We start from the raw sequence: 24,039 nt of genomic DNA, 5'->3' as shown, positions 1-24,039 counted from the left end.
GAATTAAAGAGATTATGTTTGATAATAAAGTATTGATGATCACCGGTGGGACGGGTTCTTTTGGCCATGCGGTCCTGAATCGGTTTCTCAACACGGACGTGCGTGAAATAAGAATATTCAGCCGGGATGAAAAAAAACAGGAAGACATGCGAATTACACTCTCCAACGACAAGGTGAAATACTATATTGGCGACGTGCGTGATTATGACAGTCTTTCTCAAGCAATGGTTGGTGTTGACTATATATTCCATGCAGCAGCACTGAAACAGGTCCCCTCGTGCGAGTTTTATCCGATGGAAGCAGTACGTACCAATATTATCGGTACTGAAAATGTGTTGAGTGCTTCTATTGCCACCGGCGTTTCGCGCGTTGTACTGCTTAGTACTGATAAAGCTGTTTATCCGATAAACGCTATGGGTATCTCTAAAGCGATGGCAGAAAAACTCATGGTGGCCAAATCAAGGATGATACCCGAAGCAGGGCCGGTGATCTGTGCTACTCGCTATGGAAATGTAATGGCCTCTCGTGGATCAGTTATTCCGCTGTTTGTTGATCAGATAAAAAGAGATGAGCCGCTTACGGTTACTGATCCAAATATGACTCGCTTCCTGATGTCACTTAAAGATTCTGTCGATCTTGTTTTACATGCATTTGAGCATGCTCAGCAAGGGGACATTTTTGTTCAAAAGGCACCAGCCTCTACAGTGGCCGACCTTGCTCAGGCACTGAAAGAGCTGTTTCTAAGTGACACCCCGGTTAAAGTTATTGGTACTCGACATGGTGAAAAGTTGTATGAGTCACTTATTTCTCGCGAAGAGATGGCCAGGGCGGAAGACATGGGGCGTTATTACCGCATTCCTGCGGATAACCGAGACCTAAACTACAGGAAATATTTTGTAGAGGGTGAGCAACAGATATCTGAACTGGATGATTACACCTCCCACAATACTCAGCGGTTGAATATCGAAGGCATTAAGAATCTTTTGCTGACACTGGATTACATTCGGGAGCAACTTGATGCTTAAGGTTATGACGCTAGTCGGCACTCGCCCGGAACTGATTAAGATGAGTCGTGTGATTGCAGAACTTGATAGACAGGTTCAGCATATCCTGGTGCACTCAGGGCAGAATTATGATTTTGAGCTGAATCAATTATTTTTCGACGAATTGGATATTCGTAGGCCAGATCATTTCCTTGGAGTTGCCGGTGATACAGTAGCGAAGACTGTTGCCGAAGTTATTTCAAAAGCTGACGATGTATTTGATCTGGAAAAACCAGATGCGCTTTTATTGTATGGTGATACTAACACTACCTTGGCAGTGATTGCGGCCAAGCGCCGCAAGATACCGGTTTTTCACATGGAGGCAGGTAATCGTTGTTTCGATCAGCGTGTACCCGAGGAGTTGAATCGTAAGGTTCTCGATCACCTGAGTGACATAAATATGGTGTTGACAGAGCATGCTCGCCGATACCTGATTTCCGAGGGAATTCGGCCAGAAACCATCATCAAGACCGGTTCCCATATGGAAGAAGTGCTGGAATATTATATGCCACGTATCCAGACTTCTGATGTGTTAAGACAACAGGAACTTGAGGAGGGTAAATATTTTGTCGTTAGCGCCCACCGAGAGGAAAATGTTGATACGCCAGATAACCTGAGAGATCTACTGGATACTTTGAAAGCGCTCGTCGAGACCTATATGTACCCTGTTATCGTATCGACCCATCCCCGTACTCGAAGTCGTCTGGAGGCTCTAGGAGAGTCGCTAGAACATCCGCTGATTCGCTTTGTTAAGCCGTTTGGATTGTTGGATTATATTAAACTGCAGATGTCTGCATTCTGCGTACTTTCAGATAGCGGAACAATTACAGAAGAGGCATCGTTACTGAACCTGCCGGCAATTACGATTCGCAATGCGCATGAGCGACCGGAAGGAATGGATGAAGGGACACTGATTATGGCAGGGATGAAGTCAGATCGCGTATTGGAAGCGGTCCGAGTAGTAACGTCACAGCACAACTATAGTCAACGTATCATTCCGGTGGTGAAGGATTACCAGGCAGGACCTGTCTCAAAGCAGGTGGTTCGTGTTGTGCTCAGTTATACGGATTATATCAATCGAACTGTTTGGTCAAAGTCCTGAGTATTGACGAGGGAACTGAATGCGTATTTTGTTGACTGGCGCTACAGGATTTGTCGGCCGTGGATTGTTGGCGAGATTATCCAGCCTGAGTGACATTGAACTGGTAGCCGCGGTCAGAGACGCTACTGTCATCCTCTCTAAGAATACAAGAAGCATAACAGTTGCCGGTCTTTATCCAGATACTGATTGGCAACAATCCCTGGACAGGGTTAGCGTTGTAATACATGCCGCGGCACGTGTTCATGTAATGCGGGACTCAGCACCTGATCCGCTTTTTGAGTTTCGCAGAATCAATGTGGAGGGCACGTTAAATCTTGCACGCCAGGCTGTTGATGCTGGTGTTCAGCGGTTTATCTTTGTCAGTTCTATCAAGGTAAATGGGGAAGGCACGACAGCAGGTAGCCCCTATTTTGCCGATACCGCGCCGAGTCCATCGGATCCGTATGCTATATCAAAACTAGAAGCTGAACGGGGCTTGCTGGCGCTTGCCGAAGAATCTGGTATGGAAGTAGTAATAATTCGTCCGCCTTTGGTATATGGACCGGGAGTAAAAGCCAATTTTCTGAGTATGATGCGTTGGTTGTACAGAGGAGTACCATTACCATTAGGTGCAATATGTAATCGGCGAAGTCTGGTTGCTTTAGAAAATCTTGTAGATTTGATCGTGACCTGTATCGATCATCCAGCCGCTGGCAACCAGGTCTTCCTGGTAAGTGATGGTGAAGATCTTTCCACCACTGAATTATTGCGCAGAATGGGGCTGGCTTTGGGAAAGCCTGCACGATTGTTGGCCGTTCCGGGATGGATGCTCGAAGCTGGGGGCATGCTGATGGGCAAGCGGGTTCTTTCTCAAAGATTATGCGGGTCGCTGCAAGTCAATATTGACAAAACATGTGAGTTATTAAACTGGATGCCGCCTGTCAGTGTCGAAGAGGCGTTGAAAAAAACAGCGAATGATTTTTTGTCAAGACAGGCGAACAGTTGACTGAGGGCGTACTGAACAAATTCGCGAAAAAGATATGAAGCGGTGTTTCGATGTATCAATTGCGCTGAGTAGCATTCTTTTGTTTATTCTACCCATAGGGTTGATTGCCCTAATTGTCAAACTTTCCTCTCCTGGTCCTGCTTTATATTGGTCTGAACGTGTTGGTCGAAACAACTCTGTATTTAGAATGCCCAAATTTCGCACCATGCGGATTGATACTCCGGCCGTCGCTACGCATCTACTTTCTGATCCGGCGGCATACTTGACTCCAATAGGCTCTTTCCTGCGTAGATCTAGCTTAGATGAGTTGCCGCAGTTGTGGAGTATCCTAAAGGGCGATATGAGTTTTGTGGGACCACGTCCGGCACTGTTTAATCAAGATGATTTGATCGCATTACGTACGGCGCATGGTGTCCATGAACTGATTCCTGGTTTGACGGGATGGGCGCAAGTCAACGGCCGGGATGAATTGCCGATACCAGAGAAGGTCAAGTTAGATGTGGAGTACCAGAAAAGGCAATCGTTTTGGTTTGATTTGTGGATTTTGTGGTTAACTTTCTTAAAGGTTATTCATCGGGATGGTATATCCCATTAAAAACCTGTACTTCTATGGATCATGCATAGAGTCGGATAGGGAGGTTAGAAAGGGATGGTGTGTCAACCTTGTTCACTAGCCTGAGAGGATACTTGGTTTTTCACCTTATAGGGTACTGCTCATTGATTTAGAGGCTGCTCGCATGCAAGGTGCTATCAAGCCAGAGTTGAATAGAGCTCTCGTGGTCTAATGTTTTTCTTTTGTAACCGGATAAAATCGAGGTTCCGCCATACCATTGCCGTATAACCCATCCCGATGATAGTGAAGGGCTGGTGCGATAGGCTATTGCTACTTTCATTTGAGTGCCTCACAGTTAAAGTAGGTTTTAAAGGTAATATAAATGCTGGAAAGAATACATGATCGTACAGCACTGCCGGTGCTTGCATTGCCACGTTATGCAAAACGACTAATTGCCTTGGCGATGGATGCAGCTCTGTGCGTTCTGGCGGTATGGATTGCCTTTTATTTGCGCCTGGGTGAGTTTGTCTCATTAATTGGTCAGCCAATGTGGGCTGTGCTGGCATCTCTGGGGTTGGCGTTGCCCGTGTTCATTATATCGGGTTTGTATAGAGCCATATTTAGATATTCGGGATGGCCAGCTTTACTCGCGGTTATGCGGGCGATACTGATATATGGTTTGTTGTATTCATCCATCTTTACCGCCATAGGCATACCCGGCGTACCCCGCACAGTGGGCCTGATTCAGCCGCTGTTGCTGCTGTTTGCCGTGGGTGGTTCCCGGGCCCTGGCGCGGTACTGGCTGGGTGGCTTATATCAGAGCCAGTTGAAGATCGCCGCACTCCCCAAGGCGCTGATCTACGGGGCGGGGCTGGCAGGGCGACAGCTGGCTACCGCCATGTCCAACAGCCCGGAAATACGGGTCACGGGGTTTCTGGATGATGATGAGCGGTTGCACGGACAGAATCTGAACGGCCTGCCGGTCTATGGCCTGGATGACCTGCCGGGATTGGTGGAGTCCAGAGGTGTGACGGATGTACTGTTGGCGATGCCATCGGTCGGGCGCCGGCGTCGTAATGAGATTCTCAAACAGATGCGCCAGCACCATGTGGCGGTACGTACCCTGCCCAGTCTGGCAGATCTGGCCCAGGGCAAAGTGGCGCTCTCCGATGTGACTGAACTGGATGCGGATGATCTGCTCGGACGGGAACCGGTGGCGCCCAATCACATCCTGCTTGGCAAGTGTGTCACCGACAAAGTGGTACTGGTAACCGGAGCAGGGGGCTCCATCGGCAGTGAACTGTGTCGACAGATTATCCGGCTTGCTCCGTCGACTCTGTTGCTGGTCGAACAGAGTGAGTTTGCCCTGTACCAACTGCACCAGGAGTTGCTGGGCAAGGTGGCCAGTGTGGGAGAGAAGCCGGTTAGTCTGGTGCCACTATTGGGTTCGGTCACGGATGAAACACGGATGCGGGAGATTATCGCCACCTGGAAGCCCCAAACTCTCTATCACGCAGCGGCCTACAAGCACGTCCCTCTGGTGGAACACAATCCGGCCGAAGGGATCAGGAACAATGTATTCGGTACGCTCACCACGGCCCGGGTCGCAGCGGAGCTGGGGGTGGCCGATTTTGTACTGATCAGCACGGACAAGGCGGTTCGACCCACCAACGTCATGGGGGCCAGTAAGCGCCTTGCGGAGCTGGTTTTGCAGGCATTGGCCGCCGAGTCTCCCCGGACCAAGTTCTGTATGGTGCGGTTTGGTAACGTGCTGGGATCATCGGGGTCGGTGGTGCCCAAATTCCGACAGCAGATCCGGGACGGTGGTCCTATCACCCTGACCCATGCCGATATTACCCGCTACTTCATGACCATTCCCGAGGCGGCCCAGTTGGTGATCCAGGCGGGTGCCATGGCCAAGGGGGGCGATGTGTTTGTGCTGGATATGGGAGAACCGGTGAAAATCCAGACACTGGCTCGCCGTATGGTGGAATTGTCCGGACTGACAATACTGGATGAGTCCAATCCGGATGGGGACATCGAGATCCAGATTACCGGTCTGCGCCCTGGTGAGAAACTCTATGAAGAACTACTGATCGGTGACGATCCCCAGCCCACCTCCCATCCCCGGATCATGAAGGCCCAGGATGAGTTTCTGGCCTGGTCCGAGCTTAAGGAGAAGCTGAATACCCTGGCCATTACGCTGAACGTTAACGATGTGGATGTCCTCAAGGCGATGCTGGAACAGCTGGTGTCCGGTTATCAACCGGATGAGAAGATTGTTGACTGGGTTTATCTGGAGCAGCAGGCTGAAGTGAATGAGGGAGATTGATTCCCCTTTCCGCGAATCATCAACCAGAGTTTTGGATATTGCTGCAACAGGGGCAGGTAGCTGTTAATTGACCATGGTGGATGTTGTCACGGCTATCGCTTACCATCACCTGCTTTCCAGTACGCCGCTTCCAGGAGTCGTCAGCCCGATCCATCGTCATGAGACTGCTATACACCCTCATTCTCTATCTCAGCCTGCCACTGGTGTTACTGCGGCTCTACTGGCGCAGTCTGAAGAATCCCCAATACCGGCGACGTATAGGGGAACGCTTCGGTTCGCTCTCCACGCCCGCCATTAAGGAGAGCCTCTGGCTGCACACGGTTTCGGTCGGCGAGACCCAGGCAGCCGAACCACTGGTGCGGCGTCTGCTGGAGCAGTTTCCTGATCTGCCGATTGTGCTCTCGACCACTACGCCGACCGGTTCTGATCGGGCCAAACGACTGTTTGGCGATTCAGTGATCCACACCTATTTTCCCTACGATCTGCCATTGGTCATCAACCGTTTCCTCAATACCTTGCAACCGCGACTGCTGGTGATGATGGAGACCGAGGTGTGGCCCAACCTGCTGGCCCAGTGCGAGCGGCGCGGCATCCCCACCATTCTGGCCAACGCCCGTTTGTCGGAGCGTTCGGCGAGAGGCTATGCGCGGTTGGGTCCGTTTACCCGGGAGACATTTGAACGCATCGGGCTGGTGGCAGCCCAATCACCGGCGGATGCGGAACGCTTTCTCGGCCTGGGGCTGCCTTCCGACCGGGTGCGGGTGACCGGCAGTATCAAGTTTGATGTGCGCCTGCCGGCCAGCCTGACCGAGCAGGCCGAGTCCCTGCGTCGCACCTGGGAAGGGCGGCCGGTCTGGGTGGCGGCCAGTACCCGGGAGGGCGAGGATGAGCGGGTTCTGGACGCCCATCGTCAAGTGCTGCGAACCTTGCCTGAAGCATTGCTGGTGTTGGTGCCCCGTCACCCGGAGCGATTCGACAGGGTGGCCCAGTTGTGTCAGCGCGAGGGGTTTACCCTGGTGCGGCGATCCACCGGCCAACTCTGCAGACCCGATACCCAGGTGATGCTGGGCGATACCATGGGGGAACTGACTCTGTTCCTGGCGGCGGCGGATGTGGCCTTTGTGGGTGGTAGCCTGGTGCCCACCGGTGGCCATAACGTCCTGGAGCCGGCGGCGCTTGGCCTGCCAGTGGTGTTTGGTCCCCACATGTTCAATTTTGCCATGATCAGCCGCATGCTGTTGGCCGAAGGGGCGGCGCGGGAGGTGAGTAGTGCCCGGGCATTGGCGACGGTGGTTACCGAATGGCTCTCCGATGCCAGTTTGCGGGCGCGTTATGGCGAGCATGGATTACGGGTGGTTGAAGCCAACCGGGGGGCGCTGGACCGGCTGTTTGAAATCATCCGGGGTTATCTCGACAAGCGGTGATTGCTGCTGTGAAGAATGACGGACTGGGGATTAGGAAAATTCCTACTCTATGATTATGGAAAATCCCGAAGAAAAATAAGCATTAAAAGACTAGGATGTCTGTTCTCTGAAAAGGTGGTTTATACAAGGAGTGTATATGATGAAATGCTGTCAATTTATCGTTGCAACTGCCCTGCTGCTGGCGTCCACGGTTGGCTTTGCCGGGCCGGTGAATATCAACACGGCATCGGCGGAGCAGATCGCCACTGAACTGAAAGGGATTGGCAATGCGAAAGCCCAGGCTATTGTGGATTATCGGACCCAGCATGGTGCTTTCAAAAGTGCCGATGAGCTGGTCAGGGTCAAGGGGATTGGTGAAAAGACCATCGCGGCCAATCGGGAATATATCCTGATTGGTGATTCAGACCAGTAGTACGATAAGCAGCAAAAAAGGGCGTCCCTGACAGGACGCCCTTTTTTTATCTCTCAAAAACCTCTGCGGTCGGGTTTATACCCAGAAGTAACCGGAGTAATGGTGCGACAGGATCGCCCTAGAACTCGAACTTGCGAACCACCGGCGCATTGGTCAGTGGCGTGATATCGGTCTCGAACAGCGCTTCACTCTGCCACTCATTCTCACCGGTGCGGGTCACCAGCATGGCGCTCATGGCCGGGCTCTGACCAATCACCACAAACAGGCGTCCGCCGATATTCAGCCGCTGCTTGAACGATTCGGGCATTTCCGGCAGGGAGCCGGTGATGGCGATGGCATCGAAGCGGCCACTCTCCGCTGCGTCGCCCAGGCTGTCCACGGTGCGCAGCTCAACATTGTTGATCTGCAGTTCCGCCAGCCGTTGTCTGGCCTGTTCGGTGAAGACCGGGTTGATCTCCTCGCTAACAACCTTGTTGCCCAGCTTGGCCAGGCAAGCGGTCAGATAACCGCTGCCGGTGCCCACTTCCAGGATATTGTCAGTGGGCTGGATATCCAGGGCCTGCAGGATTCGCCCCTCAACCCGGGGAAACATCATCTTCTGACCATCGCCCAGGGGTATTTCGATATCCGCATAGGCCAGCCCCTTGTAGTTGTCAGGTACAAAGTGTTCCCGGGGCAGATTGCCAATCAGCTCCAGTACCGTGGCGTCGAGTACTTCCCATGGGCGCACTTGCTGTTCAACCATGTTGAAACGGGCTTCTTCGTAACTTGGGACGATCATCTGATTTTCCTGGCCTTTGAGTTGAAAAGGTGTCGAGGGCGACAAGCCTACTCAGTTTGGGTTAATCAGGCAAGTATGGCCTGCTAAGCCGCTGCAATTTAACCGTTTTCTATTATAAAACGAGCCGGTTCTGATAGGATATATCAATCTGCCCCTGGCTCTCTGTCACTATCTGTCCCGACCGGTTGAGGTACATATGACCATGCACTGGAATCAACTGCTCTCCCGCTGCCGACTCGGTAGCGATCAGGTTCCGGGCGGGACCGAGGCCCGAACCGATTTTCAGCGTGACTTCGACCGGATTGTCTTCTCCTCGGCATTCCGCCGTATGCAGGACAAGACCCAGGTGTTCCCGTTGTCGCGGGTCGACTATATCCGCACCCGCCTGACCCATAGCCTGGAGGCTTCCAGTATCGGTCGTTCCATCGGTACCCAGGTGGGGGCGCAGGTTATTGCACGCCGGGGGCTGGATGACTACCAGGCGTCCGATTTTGGTGATATCTGTGCGGCCGCCTGTCTGGCCCACGACATCGGCAATCCACCCTTCGGGCATTCCGGGGAAGATGCGTTCCGCAGTTGGGCCAATGATGCCCCCTATGGTCAGCGCCGGGTCGCCCTGCTGCAGGATAGCGAGCGGGAGGATTTCACCAGTTTCGAGGGTAATGCCCAGGGCTTCAGAATTCTGACCCGGCTGCAGAACCCCGATAATCCCGGCGGACTGCAACTCACTTGCGCCACGCTGGCGGCCTTCACCAAGTATCCCCGGGAATCCTGTCTGGGTGGTGGTCGCTATCCTGGTGTCAGCGCCAAGAAGCAGGGCTTTTTTGTGGAGGATCGGGCGGCATTCGAAGCGGTGGCGGAGCGGGTCGGCCTGATCAGGCGGGACGGTTCCCGGGCTGTCTGGTGTCGTCACCCGTTGGCGTTTCTGGTGGAGGCGGCGGACGATATCAGCTATCGGGTAATCGATATCGAGGACGGTTTCCGTCTCGGCTATTTCACTTTTGACGAGGTGATGGAACTCTATCTGGATATTCTGCGGGAGCCGGACAAGCAGCGGCTGCGCATGCAGAGTATCGGTGATAACAAGGGCCGGGTGGAGTTTCTCCGGGCCAAGGTGATCAATGAGGCGATCAGTCAGGCGATGGACTGTTTCCTGGATAACGAGCAGGAGATCCTGGCCGGCCGGTTTGATGAGCCGCTGTTGAACCAGTTTCCCCAGCGTGCCGCGATGGACCGGTTGATCGAAGTGGCCAAGGCGCGCATCTACCAGGCCACCGAAGTGGTGGAGATTCAGGCGGCCGGATTTCAGGTAATCAACGACCTGCTGGAGCGCTTCATCATGGTGCTGGATGACCTGGCCGACCAGGGTGAGCAGGCGTCGGCGAAAAGCCGCATGATCTCCCGATTGATCCCGGAGCAGTTTATCGGGCCGGGTCGGGTGCCGTCATCCAGTGTCTACAGCCGCCTGCTGCGGCTGACCGATTTTGTCGCCGGCATGACCGACTCCTATGCGGTCTCCCTTTATAAGAAACTGACCGGGATTTCCCTGCCCAACGGCTGACCGGTCAGGATCGCCGGGGTACAACCACCACCGGTTTGCCGATGGCGGGCAGTCCGCCGGCTCAGAGTCCCACCAACAGCCGGATGGCGTCCAGGCGCACGCGGGATGATTCCAGGTGATGGTTCAGGGCCCGCTGGTGGCGGACCAGCAGATCGATATCCGCCTGCCGCACGTAGGGATTGACCCGACTCAAGGCCTTACGCCGGTCGACTTCTGCCGAGTAGTATTCGTTCATGGCGGTCATCCCGTGCTGCAGCAGTGGACGGATGCGGTTGGCGATCTGCTGCTCGCCCTGTGCGATCATCGCCTCGATCGGCCGTCGTAGCGGAGTGACAATCTTCTGTATGACCGGTTTCGGCAGCGGCTGGAGCCTGGATTTCAGCTCATCCGGATCGATCAGCTTGTCCCGTTCCTCCAAGCGTTGGTCAATCACGGTCCGTAGCCGTGTCGGCGGCAGAAATCGACCGGCCTGCAGGATACCGGGGGCGGGGCACTCCAGTACAAAAAGCATCTCCAACGCCAGTGTCCCGGACGGGATGGCCGGATGGCCGGCACCCATGGCGCAGCAGTTCCCGCGGCCACTCTCCAGTAGCATGTCCATGGCGTCCCGCACCATGGGGTGTTCCCAGGTCAGAAACAGCCAGTCTTCGTGGGCCAGGGCGGTATCCCGCTCATAGGTGAGGGTGGCGCCCTCCGCCGGAAGATGGGGAAACTGCTCAGTCAGGGTCTGCTGGCCCGGCCGGATCACCAGGCTGTGGCTGGAGTGAGGCTCGCTCTCCACGCCATAGGCACCGAAGAGTTGCTCCATGTAGGTGGCCAGACCCGATGTCTGGTCAAGTTCACGGAGCTGTGCCACCAGTTGGTTGGCCGTCTGTTCACGACAGGAGTTCATCTCCAGCAGGTGGTCGCGGCCCTGTTGGAGGGTCTCGCTGATCGCTGCATGCAGTTGCCGGGTCCGGGTCAGCAGTTCATCCAGGCCGGATGGGTCATCGGGATAGGTGGCACAGAGCCGTTGCAGGGTGGGCTGCACCTGTTCCAGGATCTGCTGGCCCGCCGGGCAGGTGTGTACAAAGGCGTTCAGTCCCTCGTGGTACCAGCGCAGCCACACCTCCTGGGCGCTGTCTCGGAAGTAGGGTGCATGCAGTTCGATCGGGTGCTTCTGGCCGATACGGTCCAGGCGGCCGATACGCTGCTCCAGCAGGTCCGGGTTATCAGGCAGGTCGAACAGAATCAGGTGATGGGCGAACTGGAAGTTGCGCCCTTCGCTACCGATTTCCGAGCAGAGCAGCAACTGGCAGCCCTGTTCCTGGTCGGCAAACCAGGCGGCTGCCCGATCCCGTTCAATGATACTCATGCGCTCGTGAAACAGGGCGGCATGCATGCCTTCCCGGGTGCGCAGCGCCTGCTCCAGTCCGCTGGCGGTGGCGGCGTGGGCGCAGATCAGCAGCAGTTTTTCCTGTCGGTACTGTTTCAGCAGGCCGATCAACCAGTCGACCCGGGGGTCGCAGCGCCACCACTCCTGTCCGGGACGGCTTTTCAGACTGCGTTCCGGTTGCAGACGCCGGAAACCGGGCAGGGCGGTCTGTTGGTCACTGCGATAGCAGTCCGGCAGGTCCAGCGGATAGCTGTGGAAGGTTCGTGGCGCAAAGCCCTTGATCCGCTCCCGGGTATTACGGAACATGCCGCGCCCGGTGCCGTGCCGATCCAACAACAGTTCAACCAATCGGTCGCGAGCCTGTTGGCGCAGTGCCGGGGCGGCTGCGGCGTCCTGCATTTCCCTGAGCAGCAGGGTTGCCTCTGTCTCTCCCAAGGTGGTGCGCAGCAGCTCCTCTTCCTGTTCCGAAAGCAGCTGGTCCGAGATCAGGTGTCCCACCGTATCAGCAATGGATTGGTAATGGCCCTGCTCCTGCCGGAACTGGGCCAGGCTGGGATAACGATCCGGGTCGAGCAACCGCAAACGGGCAAAGTGACCGTCCTGGCCGAGCTGTTCGGGCGTTGCGGTCAGCAGCAGCACGCCGGGGATGGCGTCGGCCAGGGATTCGATGGCCTGGTAGGCCGGACTGGGGTTGTCCTCGTGCCACTCCAGGTGGTGGGCCTCATCCACAATCAAAATGTCCCATTCGCCCTGGCGTGCCTGTTCCAGTCGCTCGGGTGAGTCGGTAAACAGGTCGAGGCCGCAAAGTACCAACTGTTCAGCCAGGAAGGGGTTGTCCCCGGCATTGGATGACTCCAGCTCCTGGCAACGATCTTCGTCAAACAGGCTGAAACGCAGATTGAAGCGGCGCAGCAGTTCAACCAGCCACTGGTGCAGCAGTGGCGGCGGCACCACGATCAGGGCGCGATGGGCCCGTTCCGTAAGTAGTTGGGCGTGCAGGATCAGGCAGGCTTCGATGGTTTTTCCCAGTCCCACTTCGTCCGCCAGCAGCACCCGGGGGGCGAGCCGGCGGCTCGCCTCGTGGGCAATATAGAGCTGATGGGGCAGCAGTTCGGTACGGGCGCCACCCAGTCCGATCAGGTCGGACTGTTTCAGGCGCTGTTGCTGCTTCAGGGTGGCGTCACGCAATTCAAACCAGATGTTTTCATCTATCTGGCCGGTGAAGAGCCGGGCCTGTGGCCGGTTGAATTGCATGAAGGGGCTGATGGACGCTTCGGCAAGCTGGTCCGTGACGCCGTCTGAACGGGTGCCCCGGTAAGTCAACAGGCCCTGTGATTCATCTATCCCATCAACTGTCAGGCTCCAGCCCTGATCTGAATCGATGCGGTCCCCAACCTGAAACTTTACCCGGGTCAGGGGGGCGTTATCAGCGGCATAGGTTCTTGCTTCGTCTGCGGCGCTGAACTGGAGGGTCAGTGTGCGGCCTGACGTCTGCTTGACGATGCCCAGGCCCAATTCCGGCTCCGTATCGCTGATCCACCGTTGTCCGGGTATGAATTGCTGCTCTGCCATAATTTTGCTGTGCCTATGGGTTTTGAGGGCGGAAGGATACGCCCATCAAGGACGCTTTTCTAATCTTGTCGTGCCGTTTCACATGGGTTGGCCGCGTGGCCTTGGCTGGCGCTTTTGCCGCGCCAGGAATCTTTGCAGCTGCAGCTTGTCTGAAGTGGTGCTGATGGCCAGGTTCTCCACGGGTGTCCCGGCATCCCGGGCGTTTTTTTGCGGGTTGGATCACGGTTAAAAAAATGTTCAAAATAACCTTGAAAAAAATATGTGTAGACGCCCCTGGAAGAATGTTATTATGGACGGCCATTTCTTACACGGCTCTTTGATTCGTGGTAACGATGACGGGGCAGTCATGTTCAACTATAAGAAGGTAATGTACAGATGAAAACCATTGCTACGCTCGCAGGCGCTGCCCTGCTCTCACTGGGTCTCGTTGGTAACGCTTCCGCCGCTGATGGTGCTGCACTCTATGCTTCCAAGGGTTGTGCCGCCTGTCATGGTGCCGATGCCAATACCCCCATTATGCCGATTTATCCCAAACTGGGCGGTCAGAATGCGCAGTATGCATTGAACCAGATGAAAGATATCAAAAGCGGTGCCCGTAACAACGGCCAGACCGCTGCCATGAAGGCCATCGTGGCGTCAGTCACCGATGAAGAGCTGCAGGCGATTGCGGAGTGGTTGGCCGCTCAGTGATCTGATGCATCTAAACTTGACCTGTGGTTAAGTTAAAACGCCGGTTATCACCGGCGTTTTTTTTGCTCCGCAGAAATTTTTCTACCGCGGACGGTCTTTCCCCGAACAGTGTTGTTTATCACTGGATGAATCGCCACCGGAGTATCGGCAATCGATGCGAGGCTGTAGTTGATTCAACTACTCACAGTAGGGTTGTTTTCTGATATTAATCAAGGTGTTTATAAATAAATGTGTCATATAACCTACTAATTTCGGGATATCCCCTGTTCGATTGATCAAAGTCAATGATACCCCCTCTGCTTCGGCGCACGATGCCTCTGCGATTTAAAAAATAGCGCCGCTGGCGCAAAAAAAGTTCTTAAACGGAGACGTGTCTCATGAAAGTGAACAAGAAGCGAGCATTGTCGCTGATGCTAGGCCTGACAATGGGGCTGGGCGCAACGTCAAGTGCATTTTCCCAGGCGTCGCTCGAAGATGTCATGAAAGCTCGCGGCCTTACGCAGAAAGATCTGCTGGCGGCCGCCAAGACCTACACTCCCACAGGCGGTCGTGACGAGTACCTCGTTTTCGCTTCCGGCGGACAGAGTGGTCAGATTATCGTGTACGGTATTCCGTCCATGCGTATCCTCAAATACATTGGTGTATTCACCCCTGAGCCCTGGCAGGGCTACGGCTATGACGATGAGTCAAAAGAGGTGCTGAAGCAGGGGCGTATTCAGGGCCAGGACATCACCTTTGGTGATACCCATCACCCGGCGTTGACCGAAACCGACGGTGATTACAATGGTAAGTTCCTGATCATCAACGACAAGGCCAATCCACGTCTGGCCGTGATTGATCTGCACGACTTCGAAACCAAACAGATTGTGGTCAACCCCTTCTTCAAGTCCTCCCATGGCGGTGCCTTTGTCACCCCCAATAGCGAGTACGTGATGGAGGCGGCCCAGTATCCCGCACCCTTCAGTAGTGATTTCGTACCGCTGTCCGACTTCAACGATACCTATCGTGGTGGTGTCACTTACTGGAAGTTCAACATGGAAGAGGGGCGGATCAAGCCCGACGAATCATTCACCTTCGAGTTGCCGCCTTACAGTCAGGATTTGTCCGATGCCGGTAAGGGACCCTCTTATGGGTGGGGCTTCACCAACTCGTTCTGTTCCGAACGTTATGTGGGTGGTATTGAAAAAGGGCGTCCGCCTTTCGAGGCTGGCTGCTCCCAGAAAGATACCGACTTCCTGCATATCACCAACTGGAAGAAAGCGGCTGAACTGGTTGCTGCCGGTAAGGTCGAGAAGGTTAACGGCTCCTACATGATTCCCATGGCCCAGGCGATCAAGGAAGAACTGCTCTACCTGGTGCCTGAGCCCAAGAGCCCCCATGGTGTGGACGTCAACCCGGCCGGTAATCGCATTATCATCGCCGGTAAACTGGACAGCCATGCCTGGGTTTACAGCTGGGAAAAAATCCAGAAAGCCATTGCCGATAAGAAGTTCGAGGGAAAAGATCCCTACGGTATTCCCATTATCGCTCTGAAAGATGCACTGCATACCCAGGTGGCGGTGGGACTCGGTCCGCTGCACAACCAGTATGACTCGAAAGAGTGTGTCGTTTATACATCTGCTTACGTGGATTCCCAGATCACCAAGTGGGACTACTGCGAAGGCAAGGTGCTGGATCAGGTGCATATTCACTATAACGTTGGTCACTTGATGTCGATGGAAGGTGACACCGTATCGCCGGATGGCAAGTATCTGGTGTCCCTGAACAAACTGGCCATTGATCGCTTCAATCCGGTGGGTCCGCTGCATCCGCAGAACCACCAGTTGATCGATATCAGCGGCGAGAAGATGCAGTTGATCTACGATATGCCGCTGCCACTGGGCGAACCCCACTATGCGGTTGCTATCAAAGCCGACAAGCTGAAACCGGCTGTACGTTATAAATCCGGTTGGAATAGCCGTACAGACTCCAGGTCTATCTACCGGACCCGTGCCGGTCGTGAGAAAGTGGAGAAAGTGGATGGTGTGACTCATGTCTATGGCACGGTGATCCGTTCACACATCACTCCCGAGATCATCGAGGTGGAAGAGGGTGATACCGTGTCACTGCATCTTACCAACCTTGAGCGGGCAGAGGATGAGACACACGGCTTCGCGCTCTATGGTCAGAGTGTGAATCTCTCGATCGAACCGGGTAAGACAGCGTCCTACACCTTTACAGCGGATAAAGCGGGCGTCTATCCCTACTACTGCACCGAGTTCTGTTCCGCACTCCATCTGGAGATGCAGGGTTACCTGCTGGTCAAACCGAAAGGTTACAAGACCAAAGACGATGCTATAGCAGAAGGCGAACAGTACACCAAGGCTGACTTCGAGAAGCAGGTCAAGACCAACCTGGAGACCCAGGCGGTGATCGATTCAGTGGTTGCCTTTATCACCAGTCACAACTACAAGGACTTCCCGCCGGTTGTGGCACTGGTCGAGGACGCCACTGAGCAGCTTGGCTTTGCGGGTGAAGCGAAGAAGAAAGCTGATGATTTTGCTGCCAAAGGTGACTACCAGAATGCTACACTCTGGGCAGGTCAGTGGTGGCAGTATCAGGTGAAGACTGCTGACATGGGTCTGCGAGCTAAGACCTACCTTGAGCAACACGGTGCGGTGAAGGTTGACGCGAAGTAATCAACCTGCCAACACCGAAAGGTAATTGACCAAAGGAAGGGGAGGGGTTCTTGTTAGAACCTCTCTCCTTTTAATACATGCTCCAAAACCTTTTATGTAGTGAGGTAGTTGTTATGAGCAAAATGAGAAGTGTTGTTGTTGCCTTGACCGTAGTGAGTTCGATGATGATCAGTGCGAGCGTGGTCGCCGCTGACGGGGCTGCGCTGTACAAATCCAAGACCTGCTGGTCTTGTCATGGTAAGGATGCCAAAACCCCGCTTATGCCGTTTTATCCCTCCCTGGCCGGGCAGAATGCCGACTATATGTTCAACCAGATGAAGGATATCAAGTCCGGTGTCCGGAATAATGGACAGACTGCTGCCATGAAGGGCGTGATGGGTCTGGTGAATGAAGAGGAAATGCGTGTTTTGGCTGATTGGCTGGCGGAGCAGTAGCCATTTCATCGGGATTTTGCCCCGGAATATTGATACTTCGCAATGCGGTAATGCGGGTGAATGTGGGACACTTTGCATCAACTGTTGGAAGTGGTCAGGGGTGATTTCCCGATAAATTCCATGGTGATGGGGTTGACCTGTATCAATGAGTACTTATGAACCCTGTGTCAACCTGATGCTCGTCCCTATCGGACTTCACTATTTGTCGATTTGCAGTCCAATCGATCAGATTCAAAACCGTTGCAAAGCGGTTACCAAAACAACGCTGTACTTGCCTGAGTTCAAGTCGGGCAACCAGGAGATCAAGAGATGAGTGTAAAACCTGTATTTACCAGTCTGGCCGCTGCCGTGGCGATCAGTCTAAGTGCGAACGTCAACGCGGCGGATACCTCTGAATGGGCCAAGGACACCACTTCAGGCGAAACGGATGCGGCGATGCACCTTGAGCCGGACCTGGAGAATGGCCTGGATGTTTACGAGGTCTGTTCTGCCTGTCACATGCCGGAAGGCTGGGGATTCACCGACGGTACCTTCCCGCAATTAGCTGGCCAGCACCGGCCGGTACTGATCAAACAGTTGGCTGATATCCGTGCGCTTAACCGCGACAACCCGACCATGTACCCGTTTGCTCTGCCGGAATCGATCGGTGATGAGCAGGCGCTGGCGGATGTGACCGCCTATATCGAAAAGCTGCCCATGAACCCGGAAAACGGCAAAGGCGAGTGGGCCGAGGGTACGCCCGAATTCGAGCAGGGCAAGAAGCTGTATGAGGACAACTGCGTGCAGTGTCATGGCGATCACGGTCAGGGCGACCGGGAGAAGTTCTATCCCCGCATCGAAGGGCAGCATTACGCCTATATGCTGCGTCAGTTCGAGTGGATCAGGGACGGTAAACGCCGTAATGCCAATCCGGACATGGTGGAGCAGATCAAAAACTTCACCGACAAGGATATGGCGATGGTAGTCAACTACGTATCCCGGATTCCTGTGGATCCGAAAGATCTGGCGCCTTCTGCCGACTGGACCAACCCGGATTTCGACTAGCTGTTCAATTTCCTCCGGTTGCATGACTACTGTTTCATGGAGTTGTGCAACCGGGTGGACTTCCCCTCCTTTACTCAACACCTGAAGCGTCTCTTATCATGAATGCAGTAACCCGTAAAAAGCAGACTCTCATTGTGGCCGCCCTGGGGCTGGTCGCACTGGGGTTATTGGCTGTGATTTTTTACTCGCCGATCTGGTGGGTCTCCCTGACTGCGCCCAACTATCCGGAAGAGGCATTCCCTGACGGAGTGCGTATTCATTTTCATATGAATGGCGTTTTTAATGGCTGTCAGAAGGTGGAGAAAGCGGAGATCCATGAGGACATCGCGCTCGATTGCGTACATGAAATGGATACCATTAACCACTATGTGGGTATGTATCCGATTGCCGCCGGTGGCCCGGTCGAACGGGGACTCGGCCAGTTTCTGATGGTCTTTATGGGCATTATGGTGGTCGGGTTTGTCTGCACCAAGCCAAAAGTCCGTGTCGCCATCATGGGCGTCGGTTTTGCCGGGCTGTTTATCTGGATGTACCTCACTATTTATGGGGATGACGGTTTCCGGCTTCAGAATGCCGGTTACGTGGAGGCGATGGTTACCTCGATGGACCAGGAGGCCGCCGATGCGTCGGAAGAGGATGATTCTGAGATTGTAATCGGTGGCATTGTGGGAGCGCTCAAGGAGTCACTGGAAGAGTCTGGCGTGGTTGTGGAACTGCCGTCGGATAAAGAGGCGAAAACAGATGGGGCTTCTGCTGCTGGCGCGGATTCACACAAATTGCGTATGATCCAGCAACTGAAGCAGACGTATGAAAAAGATTTTGAGCAGGGCCGGGTCAGCGAGCCCTGGAACGGCAGTAATTTCCAGGTGATGACCTGGCACTATGGCAAGAGCCTGGGCCGCTACTTCAATAACCCGGAAGAGATCGTGCCGATGGTGGCCAATCTGAAGATCGCCATCCATGTTGTGATTGCCGGCCTGGCGGGTGCGATGCTGCTCCTGCTGTTTGGCGCACGCAAGAACGGAGGCATTCTCTACTGGTTGCTGGTGCTGGTTCCGATGGCACTGCCGCTGTTCTTTATTATCGATTATGCCGCCTGGCTCTGGTGGTACGGCCATACCCTGAATGCCATGGGTGCCTTCGCGGTGAAACCCTTTATGCCGACAGTGTTTGGTGATGGTAAAGTGGCCCAGTTTGCCACCCACTCCTATCCGTATACCGGCTTCTTCCTCATGCTGGTCCTCTCCCCGGTACTGGCGGTCGCAGCCCTAATACGCAAAAAACAGTTCAAGGAGAATTAGTCGCCAGCACGTACCTCTCCGTGTACCCGCTGATGGGGCACGGAGGGAAGATTCCGCAGTTGAATGGATGGGTGTGAATCTGGTGAGAGTGGTAGGGCCTTTGCCCGTGCATTGCTAAACAGGAATCCATGCGTACGTTACGTTTTGCCATAGTTTTACTCATGCTGCTGCCGACGCTGTTATGGGCAGAGGAGTATCCGTCATTCCAGGAGCTGGTCGACGCAGCCAAAGAGAATGACATTATCGTTCCACCGCCAGGTACCTACGCGGGACCGGTCAGTATCGAGAAATCGCTGGTGATCGATGGTCAGGGTAAAGTGGTGATTGATGCCGGCGGCAAGGGCTCGGTCATCTACCTGGATGCTGATGGCGTTACCCTGAAGGGTTTACGCCTGACCAATTCGGGTAGCTCCCATAATGACATCGATTCAGGTGTCCAGGTGCGGGGCAGTTTCAACGTCATCAAGGACAATGTCATCGATAATACCCTGTTTGGGATCGATCTCGGTCAAGCGGAGAACAATATTATTCGCCGCAACCGGATCTCCTCCAAGCCGGTGGATATCGGCGTACGGGGTGACTCGGTCAGGCTCTGGTACAGCTTTAACAACAAGATTATCGACAATGTCATTCGTGATTCCCGGGACATGGTGGTCTGGTATTCGAAAGATAACCTGATCGCCCGTAACGACTCCCGGGGCGGCCGCTATTCACTCCACTTCATGTATTCCCAGCACAATGAAGTCCTGGAAAACCACTATGAAGACAATCAGGTGGGCATTTTCCTGATGTACAGTGACAGTGTCGAAGTGCGGGATAACTACATCGCCCACGCCATAGGTGCCACTGGAATGGGGATCGGATTTAAAGAGACATCCGATGTGGATGTGCACAATAACCAGATTCTCTATTGCGCTATCGGTATCTACCTGGATGTGTCGCCTTATGATCCGGATGCCACCAATCGACTGACTGGTAATGTCATCGCCTTCAGTGGAATCGGCATACAGTTTCTGAATGACTGGCAAGGCAATATCCTGGAGAACAACCGTTTTAAAGGCAATATCACCCAGGTGATGGTGGCGGGTGGAAAAACCGCCAACCGGAATACCTGGAGCAGTAACTACTGGGATGACTACGAGGGATTCGATCAGGATCTGGATGGGATCGGGGATCGGCCTTACGAGCTGTACAGTTATGCGGATCGAATCTGGATGGATGTCCCCTATGCGCAGTTTTTCAAAGGATCTCCGGTGTTGGAAGTGCTCGATTTTCTGGAGCGACTCGCGCCCTTTACCGATCCCGATATGATTTTACGCGATGAAAAACCGCTGATGTCTGCGGAGGCAGCGCCTAATGAGTGAGCAGAAAAAACCAAACAAGCCTGTGAAGCGGAGGCTGAGCGCCAAGCAGGTTGAACAGAACCGCCGTGAATTTCTACGCACGTCGGCTCTGGCCGTCGGTGTGATGGGGGTATCCCTGGTCGGGCTGCTGCCGGCCGTTCAGGGCAAGAGCCTGGCGTTACGGCCCCCTGGTGCCCTCAAGACACCCCTGGACGAAACAGAGTTCCTCTCTTCCTGTATCAAATGTGGTCAGTGTGTACAGGTCTGCCCGGTCAATGCCATCAATCTGGCTGACCTGGATAAGGGGGCGGGTGTTGGTGTGCCCTTTATCGATGCCCGGGAGCAGGCCTGCGACTTCTCCTGTGACGGTTTGCAGTGTGTGCTTGCCTGTCCCACCGGTGCGTTGACACACGATCTGGACTATCCGGCGGACGCGCGCATGGGATTTGCCCGATTGGATAATCCGCGCAAGTGCCTGGCGATTCAGGGTAAGGGGTTCAAAGGCCAGGCGCGAGGTCCCGATTTTGAGGGGATATTGCGCTATGACGATGTGGATCGGTGGAATCCCATACCGGTCGCCGATTACCCCTATGATCTTGAACTGTGTGATCTCTGTATGCGCCAGTGCCCGATCGAAATCCGCATTGCCCAGTGTGCAGCGGCGGCCGATGAACGGGAGCAGAACAAGGATCGGGTGGCCCAGATTCAGGGTAACGAGTGTCCGCCCAAGCATGCCATCGCTTTTGAAGCCTTTGGTGATGAAGAGGGTGGTGTCAAACGGATGAAGCCGGTGATCCTGGATGGCTGTGTGGGTTGTGGGGTGTGTGAAATGATCTGCCCGCCTGAGCCCCCGGCAATTGTTATCGATATCAAGCAGGATGTGGATCACATGCGGGGTGTCTCATGAGTTATATCATCGAATCATTTCGCCAACTGTTTGGCAGTGAACCCCGGCGTCCGGACAAATCGGACATTTCGCCGGAAGCGAAGGCGGTGCATCTGTACAAAAAGCAGAACCCGTTTGACAAATACTCCTTCGAGGTGGCCCGCGAGGCCCATACTGCGGATTCAAAAAAGTGGCGTAACCGGCGCTGGGCCACGCTGTTGGTGGTGAATCTGCTGTTTGTGGTCTCCTACTACTTTGACATCCAGTTACTGGAAGGTGCACTGACAGCGTCGAGATTCATGGGTTTCCATATGGCGGACCTGAACTCGGCCCTGCAGGTCACCCTGGCGTTCAAACATATGGTGTTGAACCTGGTAATCGGTACCGCCACGGTCTTCGTGCTGTGGTTGTTGCTCGGTGGACGTACTTTCTGCTCCTGGGTCTGTCCTTACCATCTGTTGTCCGAGTGGGCAGAAAAGCTGCACCTCTATCTTGCCGGTAAAGGATGGGTCAAGGATCACTCGTTTAACCGCAAAGTGCGTTCGCTGTTCTACGTCATATTTGCGCTGCTGGCCCTGGTGACCGGCTATACGGTATTCGAAACCATATCAGTTACAGGTATCGTGAGCCGGGCACTGATCTATGGACCGGGGATGGCCCTGATCTGGGTGGGGCTGGTGTTGCTGTTTGAAGTGTTTTACTCCCGGCGCGCCTGGTGCCGTTACGTCTGTCCGATCGGCATCACCTATGGTGTGGTCGGGACGTTATCGCCAGTGCGGGTTAAATTCGTGCTGAAGGATTGTCATCACGAGGGGGACTGTCGAAAGGTTTGCCTGGTTCCACATGTGCTTGATATGACGGTAAAAGGCAAAGCTGTCCATACCGAAGTCGATGTGAGTGCTGACTGTACCCGTTGTGGCATGTGTGTGGACGTCTGCCCAACCAATTCGCTTCGTTTCGATATCAAGGGCCTCGGAAAACATCTATAAAGGGGTATATGCTGGCCGTTGCCGGTTGACGCCAGATGCGGTTTTTGTGCCTCGGTGGCATTGGATTCAGATATCAGGTTCATGAATGATTGAGTTTCAGAACGTTGTAAAAAAATTCCGCCGTAATGAAGTACTGAAGGGCGTTAATCTGACTATTGAGCGTGGCCATCGGGTTGCCCTGGTCGGTTCCAATGGGGCGGGTAAAACTACCCTGATCCGCTGTCTGCTGGGCGAGTATACCTGCGAAGGCTCGGTGATGGTTGATTCCCTGACGCCACGGGAAAATCGCCGTGCGGTGCTCTCCAAGGTCGGCTTCGTACCCCAGTTGCCCCCGCCGCTGAAAATGCCGGTGGGACAGTTGATTCGTTTTGCCGCCAGTGTTTGTGACTCCCATCCGCAACGTATGGCCGATGTGGCGGTTCGCCTGGGGCTGGATACGGATCAGTTCAAATACCAGCCGTTTGTCAAACTCTCCGGCGGACAGAAGCAGAAACTGTTGATTGCCATCGCCCTGGGGCGGGATAGTGAACTGTTGGTGATGGATGAACCGGCGGCGAATCTGGACCCGGAGGCGCGTCACATCTTTTTTGGTCTGCTTGCGGAGAAGAAGGATGAGGCGGCCATGATCATATCCAGCCATCGGCTGGATGAGGTGGCGACCCTGGTGAACCGGGTAATTGAACTGGATCAGGGACAGGTGGTGCTGGATGATCGGGTCGCCGATCTGGTGGAACTCTCCAGTCGGCTCAGTTGCCGGGTGCGGCTGATCCGTCCGGAGGCGCCGTTTGCCAAGGCGATTCAGGAGTGGGGTTTCACCGGTTCGGACGATGGCCGGGAGTGGAATGGCTTTGTCGCCGGACCGGACCGGTTGCGCTTCCTCGGCGTGCTGTCCCGCTACGCGGCGCTGCTGGCGGGGATCGATATGCGCGAGGCGGAGGCCCGGCAAGACCACGAGGCGGTGCTGAATGACTAAACGTCTTGGCTGGCTCCTGTTCGGGCTGGCGCTGTCGTTGCTGACTGGTTGCAGTGTAGATCCGGGTACCGGTCCGGACGATGTCAAGTGGGACCGGGAGACCTGTGAGCGGTGTCGGATGGTGCTGAGTGATCGAAACCATTCAGCCCAGATCCGTTATTATCCTGCGAACAAGAAACGCTCCAAGGTGATGAAGTTTGACGATATCGGCTGTGCGGTGATCTGGCTGGAGGACAAGCCCTGGAAGGATGACCCCAAAACCCAGATCTGGGTGACAGACCGCCATGGAGGCGGCTGGTTGAATGCCAGGGAGGCGTTCTATATCAAGGGTGATTTAACGCCAATGGAGTATGGCCTGGGTGCTCAGCAGGAGGCCGCTGAAGGCAGTCTCAATTATGAGCAGGCGAAGGAGCATATTTTCGTTGTCGAGAAGCGCTTTAATCTGCACGGGCTGGACCTGTTGAAGCGTCTCCAGGAGCGGCAGAGCGATCGTCAGTCGGATCGTGTTGATTTCCATAATCATAATTCGGGTGAGACCCAACAATGAATAATCGGCAAGCT

At 54.5% G+C, this 24,039-nt stretch carries 20 protein-coding genes; 18 read left to right on the top strand and 2 right to left on the bottom strand.

The features are described 5' to 3' along the window. The first annotated feature begins 14 nt into the window (after window positions 1-14). From AAY24_RS11315 to AAY24_RS11285, 7 genes are all read left to right on the top strand, one after another. Complete coding sequence (locus tag AAY24_RS11315; protein ID WP_046859769.1) at window positions 15-1,025, top strand: polysaccharide biosynthesis protein; 1,011 nt, start codon at window positions 15-17, stop codon at window positions 1,023-1,025. Continuing rightward, window positions 1,018-2,145 carry a non-hydrolyzing UDP-N-acetylglucosamine 2-epimerase gene (gene wecB, locus AAY24_RS11310; RefSeq protein WP_046859768.1) on the top strand — a complete coding sequence of 376 codons (1,128 nt, stop codon included), beginning with the start codon at window positions 1,018-1,020 and terminating at the stop codon, window positions 2,143-2,145. Before AAY24_RS11315 ends, wecB begins: the two co-directional genes overlap by 8 nt. A 19-nt stretch (window positions 2,146-2,164) precedes the next feature. Continuing rightward, complete coding sequence (locus AAY24_RS11305) at window positions 2,165-3,130, top strand: UDP-glucose 4-epimerase family protein (protein ID WP_046859767.1); 966 nt, start codon at window positions 2,165-2,167, stop codon at window positions 3,128-3,130. Between the two features lie 34 nt (window positions 3,131-3,164). Continuing rightward, a complete protein-coding gene (locus AAY24_RS11300) occupies window positions 3,165-3,725 on the top strand; it encodes a sugar transferase (protein ID WP_046859766.1) in 561 nt (186 codons plus the stop codon). 637 nt (window positions 3,726-4,362) lie between these two features. Further along, window positions 4,363-6,015: a polysaccharide biosynthesis protein gene (locus AAY24_RS11295; RefSeq protein WP_335337168.1), complete on the top strand. Its 1,653-nt coding sequence runs from the start codon at window positions 4,363-4,365 to the stop codon at window positions 6,013-6,015. Between the two features lie 158 nt (window positions 6,016-6,173). Next, complete coding sequence (waaA, locus tag AAY24_RS11290; protein ID WP_046859764.1) at window positions 6,174-7,439, top strand: lipid IV(A) 3-deoxy-D-manno-octulosonic acid transferase; 1,266 nt, start codon at window positions 6,174-6,176, stop codon at window positions 7,437-7,439. Window positions 7,440-7,575: 136 nt separating this feature from the next. Beyond that, the gene (locus AAY24_RS11285) at window positions 7,576-7,851 is read left to right on the top strand and encodes a ComEA family DNA-binding protein (protein WP_082117122.1); all 276 of its coding nucleotides are present in this window, start codon (window positions 7,576-7,578) and stop codon (window positions 7,849-7,851) included. A 118-nt stretch (window positions 7,852-7,969) separates the two neighbouring features. Here AAY24_RS11285 and AAY24_RS11280 read toward each other — a convergent pair whose 3' ends face one another. After that, window positions 7,970-8,632 (bottom strand): protein-L-isoaspartate O-methyltransferase family protein, encoded by a 663-nt coding sequence (locus AAY24_RS11280; protein WP_046859763.1) that lies wholly within the window; start codon window positions 8,630-8,632, stop codon window positions 7,970-7,972. Between the two features lie 202 nt (window positions 8,633-8,834). Here AAY24_RS11280 and AAY24_RS11275 point away from each other — a divergent pair, with 202 nt between their 5' ends. Then, a complete protein-coding gene (locus AAY24_RS11275; RefSeq protein WP_046861245.1) occupies window positions 8,835-10,193 on the top strand; it encodes a deoxyguanosinetriphosphate triphosphohydrolase in 1,359 nt (452 codons plus the stop codon). A gap of 61 nt (window positions 10,194-10,254) precedes the next feature. Here the strand turns inward: AAY24_RS11275 and rapA are convergent, their stop codons facing one another. Beyond that, the gene (gene rapA, locus AAY24_RS11270; protein WP_046859762.1) at window positions 10,255-13,140 is read right to left on the bottom strand and encodes an RNA polymerase-associated protein RapA; all 2,886 of its coding nucleotides are present in this window, start codon (window positions 13,138-13,140) and stop codon (window positions 10,255-10,257) included. A 375-nt stretch (window positions 13,141-13,515) separates the two neighbouring features. On the opposite strand from rapA, the gene AAY24_RS11265 reads away from it, so the two are divergent. The 10 genes from AAY24_RS11265 (at window position 13,516) to AAY24_RS11220 (ending at window position 24,025) form a co-directional block, all read left to right on the top strand. Then, window positions 13,516-13,830, top strand: coding sequence for a c-type cytochrome (locus AAY24_RS11265; protein ID WP_046859761.1), 315 nt, complete (start codon window positions 13,516-13,518; stop codon window positions 13,828-13,830). Window positions 13,831-14,240: 410 nt separating this feature from the next. Further along, the gene (gene nosZ, locus AAY24_RS11260) at window positions 14,241-16,508 is read left to right on the top strand and encodes a Sec-dependent nitrous-oxide reductase (RefSeq protein ID WP_234422165.1); all 2,268 of its coding nucleotides are present in this window, start codon (window positions 14,241-14,243) and stop codon (window positions 16,506-16,508) included. Between the two features lie 113 nt (window positions 16,509-16,621). After that, window positions 16,622-16,942 carry a c-type cytochrome gene (locus AAY24_RS11255; RefSeq protein ID WP_046859759.1) on the top strand — a complete coding sequence of 107 codons (321 nt, stop codon included), beginning with the start codon at window positions 16,622-16,624 and terminating at the stop codon, window positions 16,940-16,942. Window positions 16,943-17,251: 309 nt separating this feature from the next. After that, on the top strand, window positions 17,252-17,986 hold the full coding sequence (locus AAY24_RS11250) for a c-type cytochrome (RefSeq protein ID WP_046859758.1): 735 nt from the start codon (window positions 17,252-17,254) through the stop codon (window positions 17,984-17,986). A gap of 98 nt (window positions 17,987-18,084) precedes the next feature. Next, window positions 18,085-19,287 (top strand): hypothetical protein, encoded by a 1,203-nt coding sequence (locus tag AAY24_RS11245; protein ID WP_046859757.1) that lies wholly within the window; start codon window positions 18,085-18,087, stop codon window positions 19,285-19,287. Window positions 19,288-19,415: 128 nt separating this feature from the next. Continuing rightward, a complete protein-coding gene (gene nosD / locus AAY24_RS11240; RefSeq protein WP_082117121.1) occupies window positions 19,416-20,651 on the top strand; it encodes a nitrous oxide reductase family maturation protein NosD in 1,236 nt (411 codons plus the stop codon). Continuing rightward, window positions 20,644-21,537: a 4Fe-4S binding protein gene (locus AAY24_RS11235; RefSeq protein WP_046859756.1), complete on the top strand. Its 894-nt coding sequence runs from the start codon at window positions 20,644-20,646 to the stop codon at window positions 21,535-21,537. Before nosD ends, AAY24_RS11235 begins: the two co-directional genes overlap by 8 nt. Continuing rightward, window positions 21,534-22,505 (top strand): NapH/MauN family ferredoxin-type protein, encoded by a 972-nt coding sequence (locus tag AAY24_RS11230; RefSeq protein WP_046859755.1) that lies wholly within the window; start codon window positions 21,534-21,536, stop codon window positions 22,503-22,505. Before AAY24_RS11235 ends, AAY24_RS11230 begins: the two co-directional genes overlap by 4 nt. An 85-nt stretch (window positions 22,506-22,590) precedes the next feature. Further along, the gene (locus tag AAY24_RS11225; protein ID WP_046859754.1) at window positions 22,591-23,478 is read left to right on the top strand and encodes an ABC transporter ATP-binding protein; all 888 of its coding nucleotides are present in this window, start codon (window positions 22,591-22,593) and stop codon (window positions 23,476-23,478) included. Further along, window positions 23,471-24,025: a multidrug ABC transporter ATPase gene (locus AAY24_RS11220; RefSeq protein ID WP_046859753.1), complete on the top strand. Its 555-nt coding sequence runs from the start codon at window positions 23,471-23,473 to the stop codon at window positions 24,023-24,025. Before AAY24_RS11225 ends, AAY24_RS11220 begins: the two co-directional genes overlap by 8 nt. Window positions 24,026-24,039 lie beyond the last annotated feature (14 nt).

The organism is Sedimenticola thiotaurini, from assembly GCF_001007875.1.
In the GTDB taxonomy this organism is placed as follows: Bacteria; Pseudomonadota; Gammaproteobacteria; order Chromatiales; family Chromatiaceae; genus Sedimenticola; species Sedimenticola thiotaurini.
The sequence above is the reverse complement of the archived record's forward strand: the minus strand, read 5'-3'. Positions and strand labels throughout refer to the sequence as shown.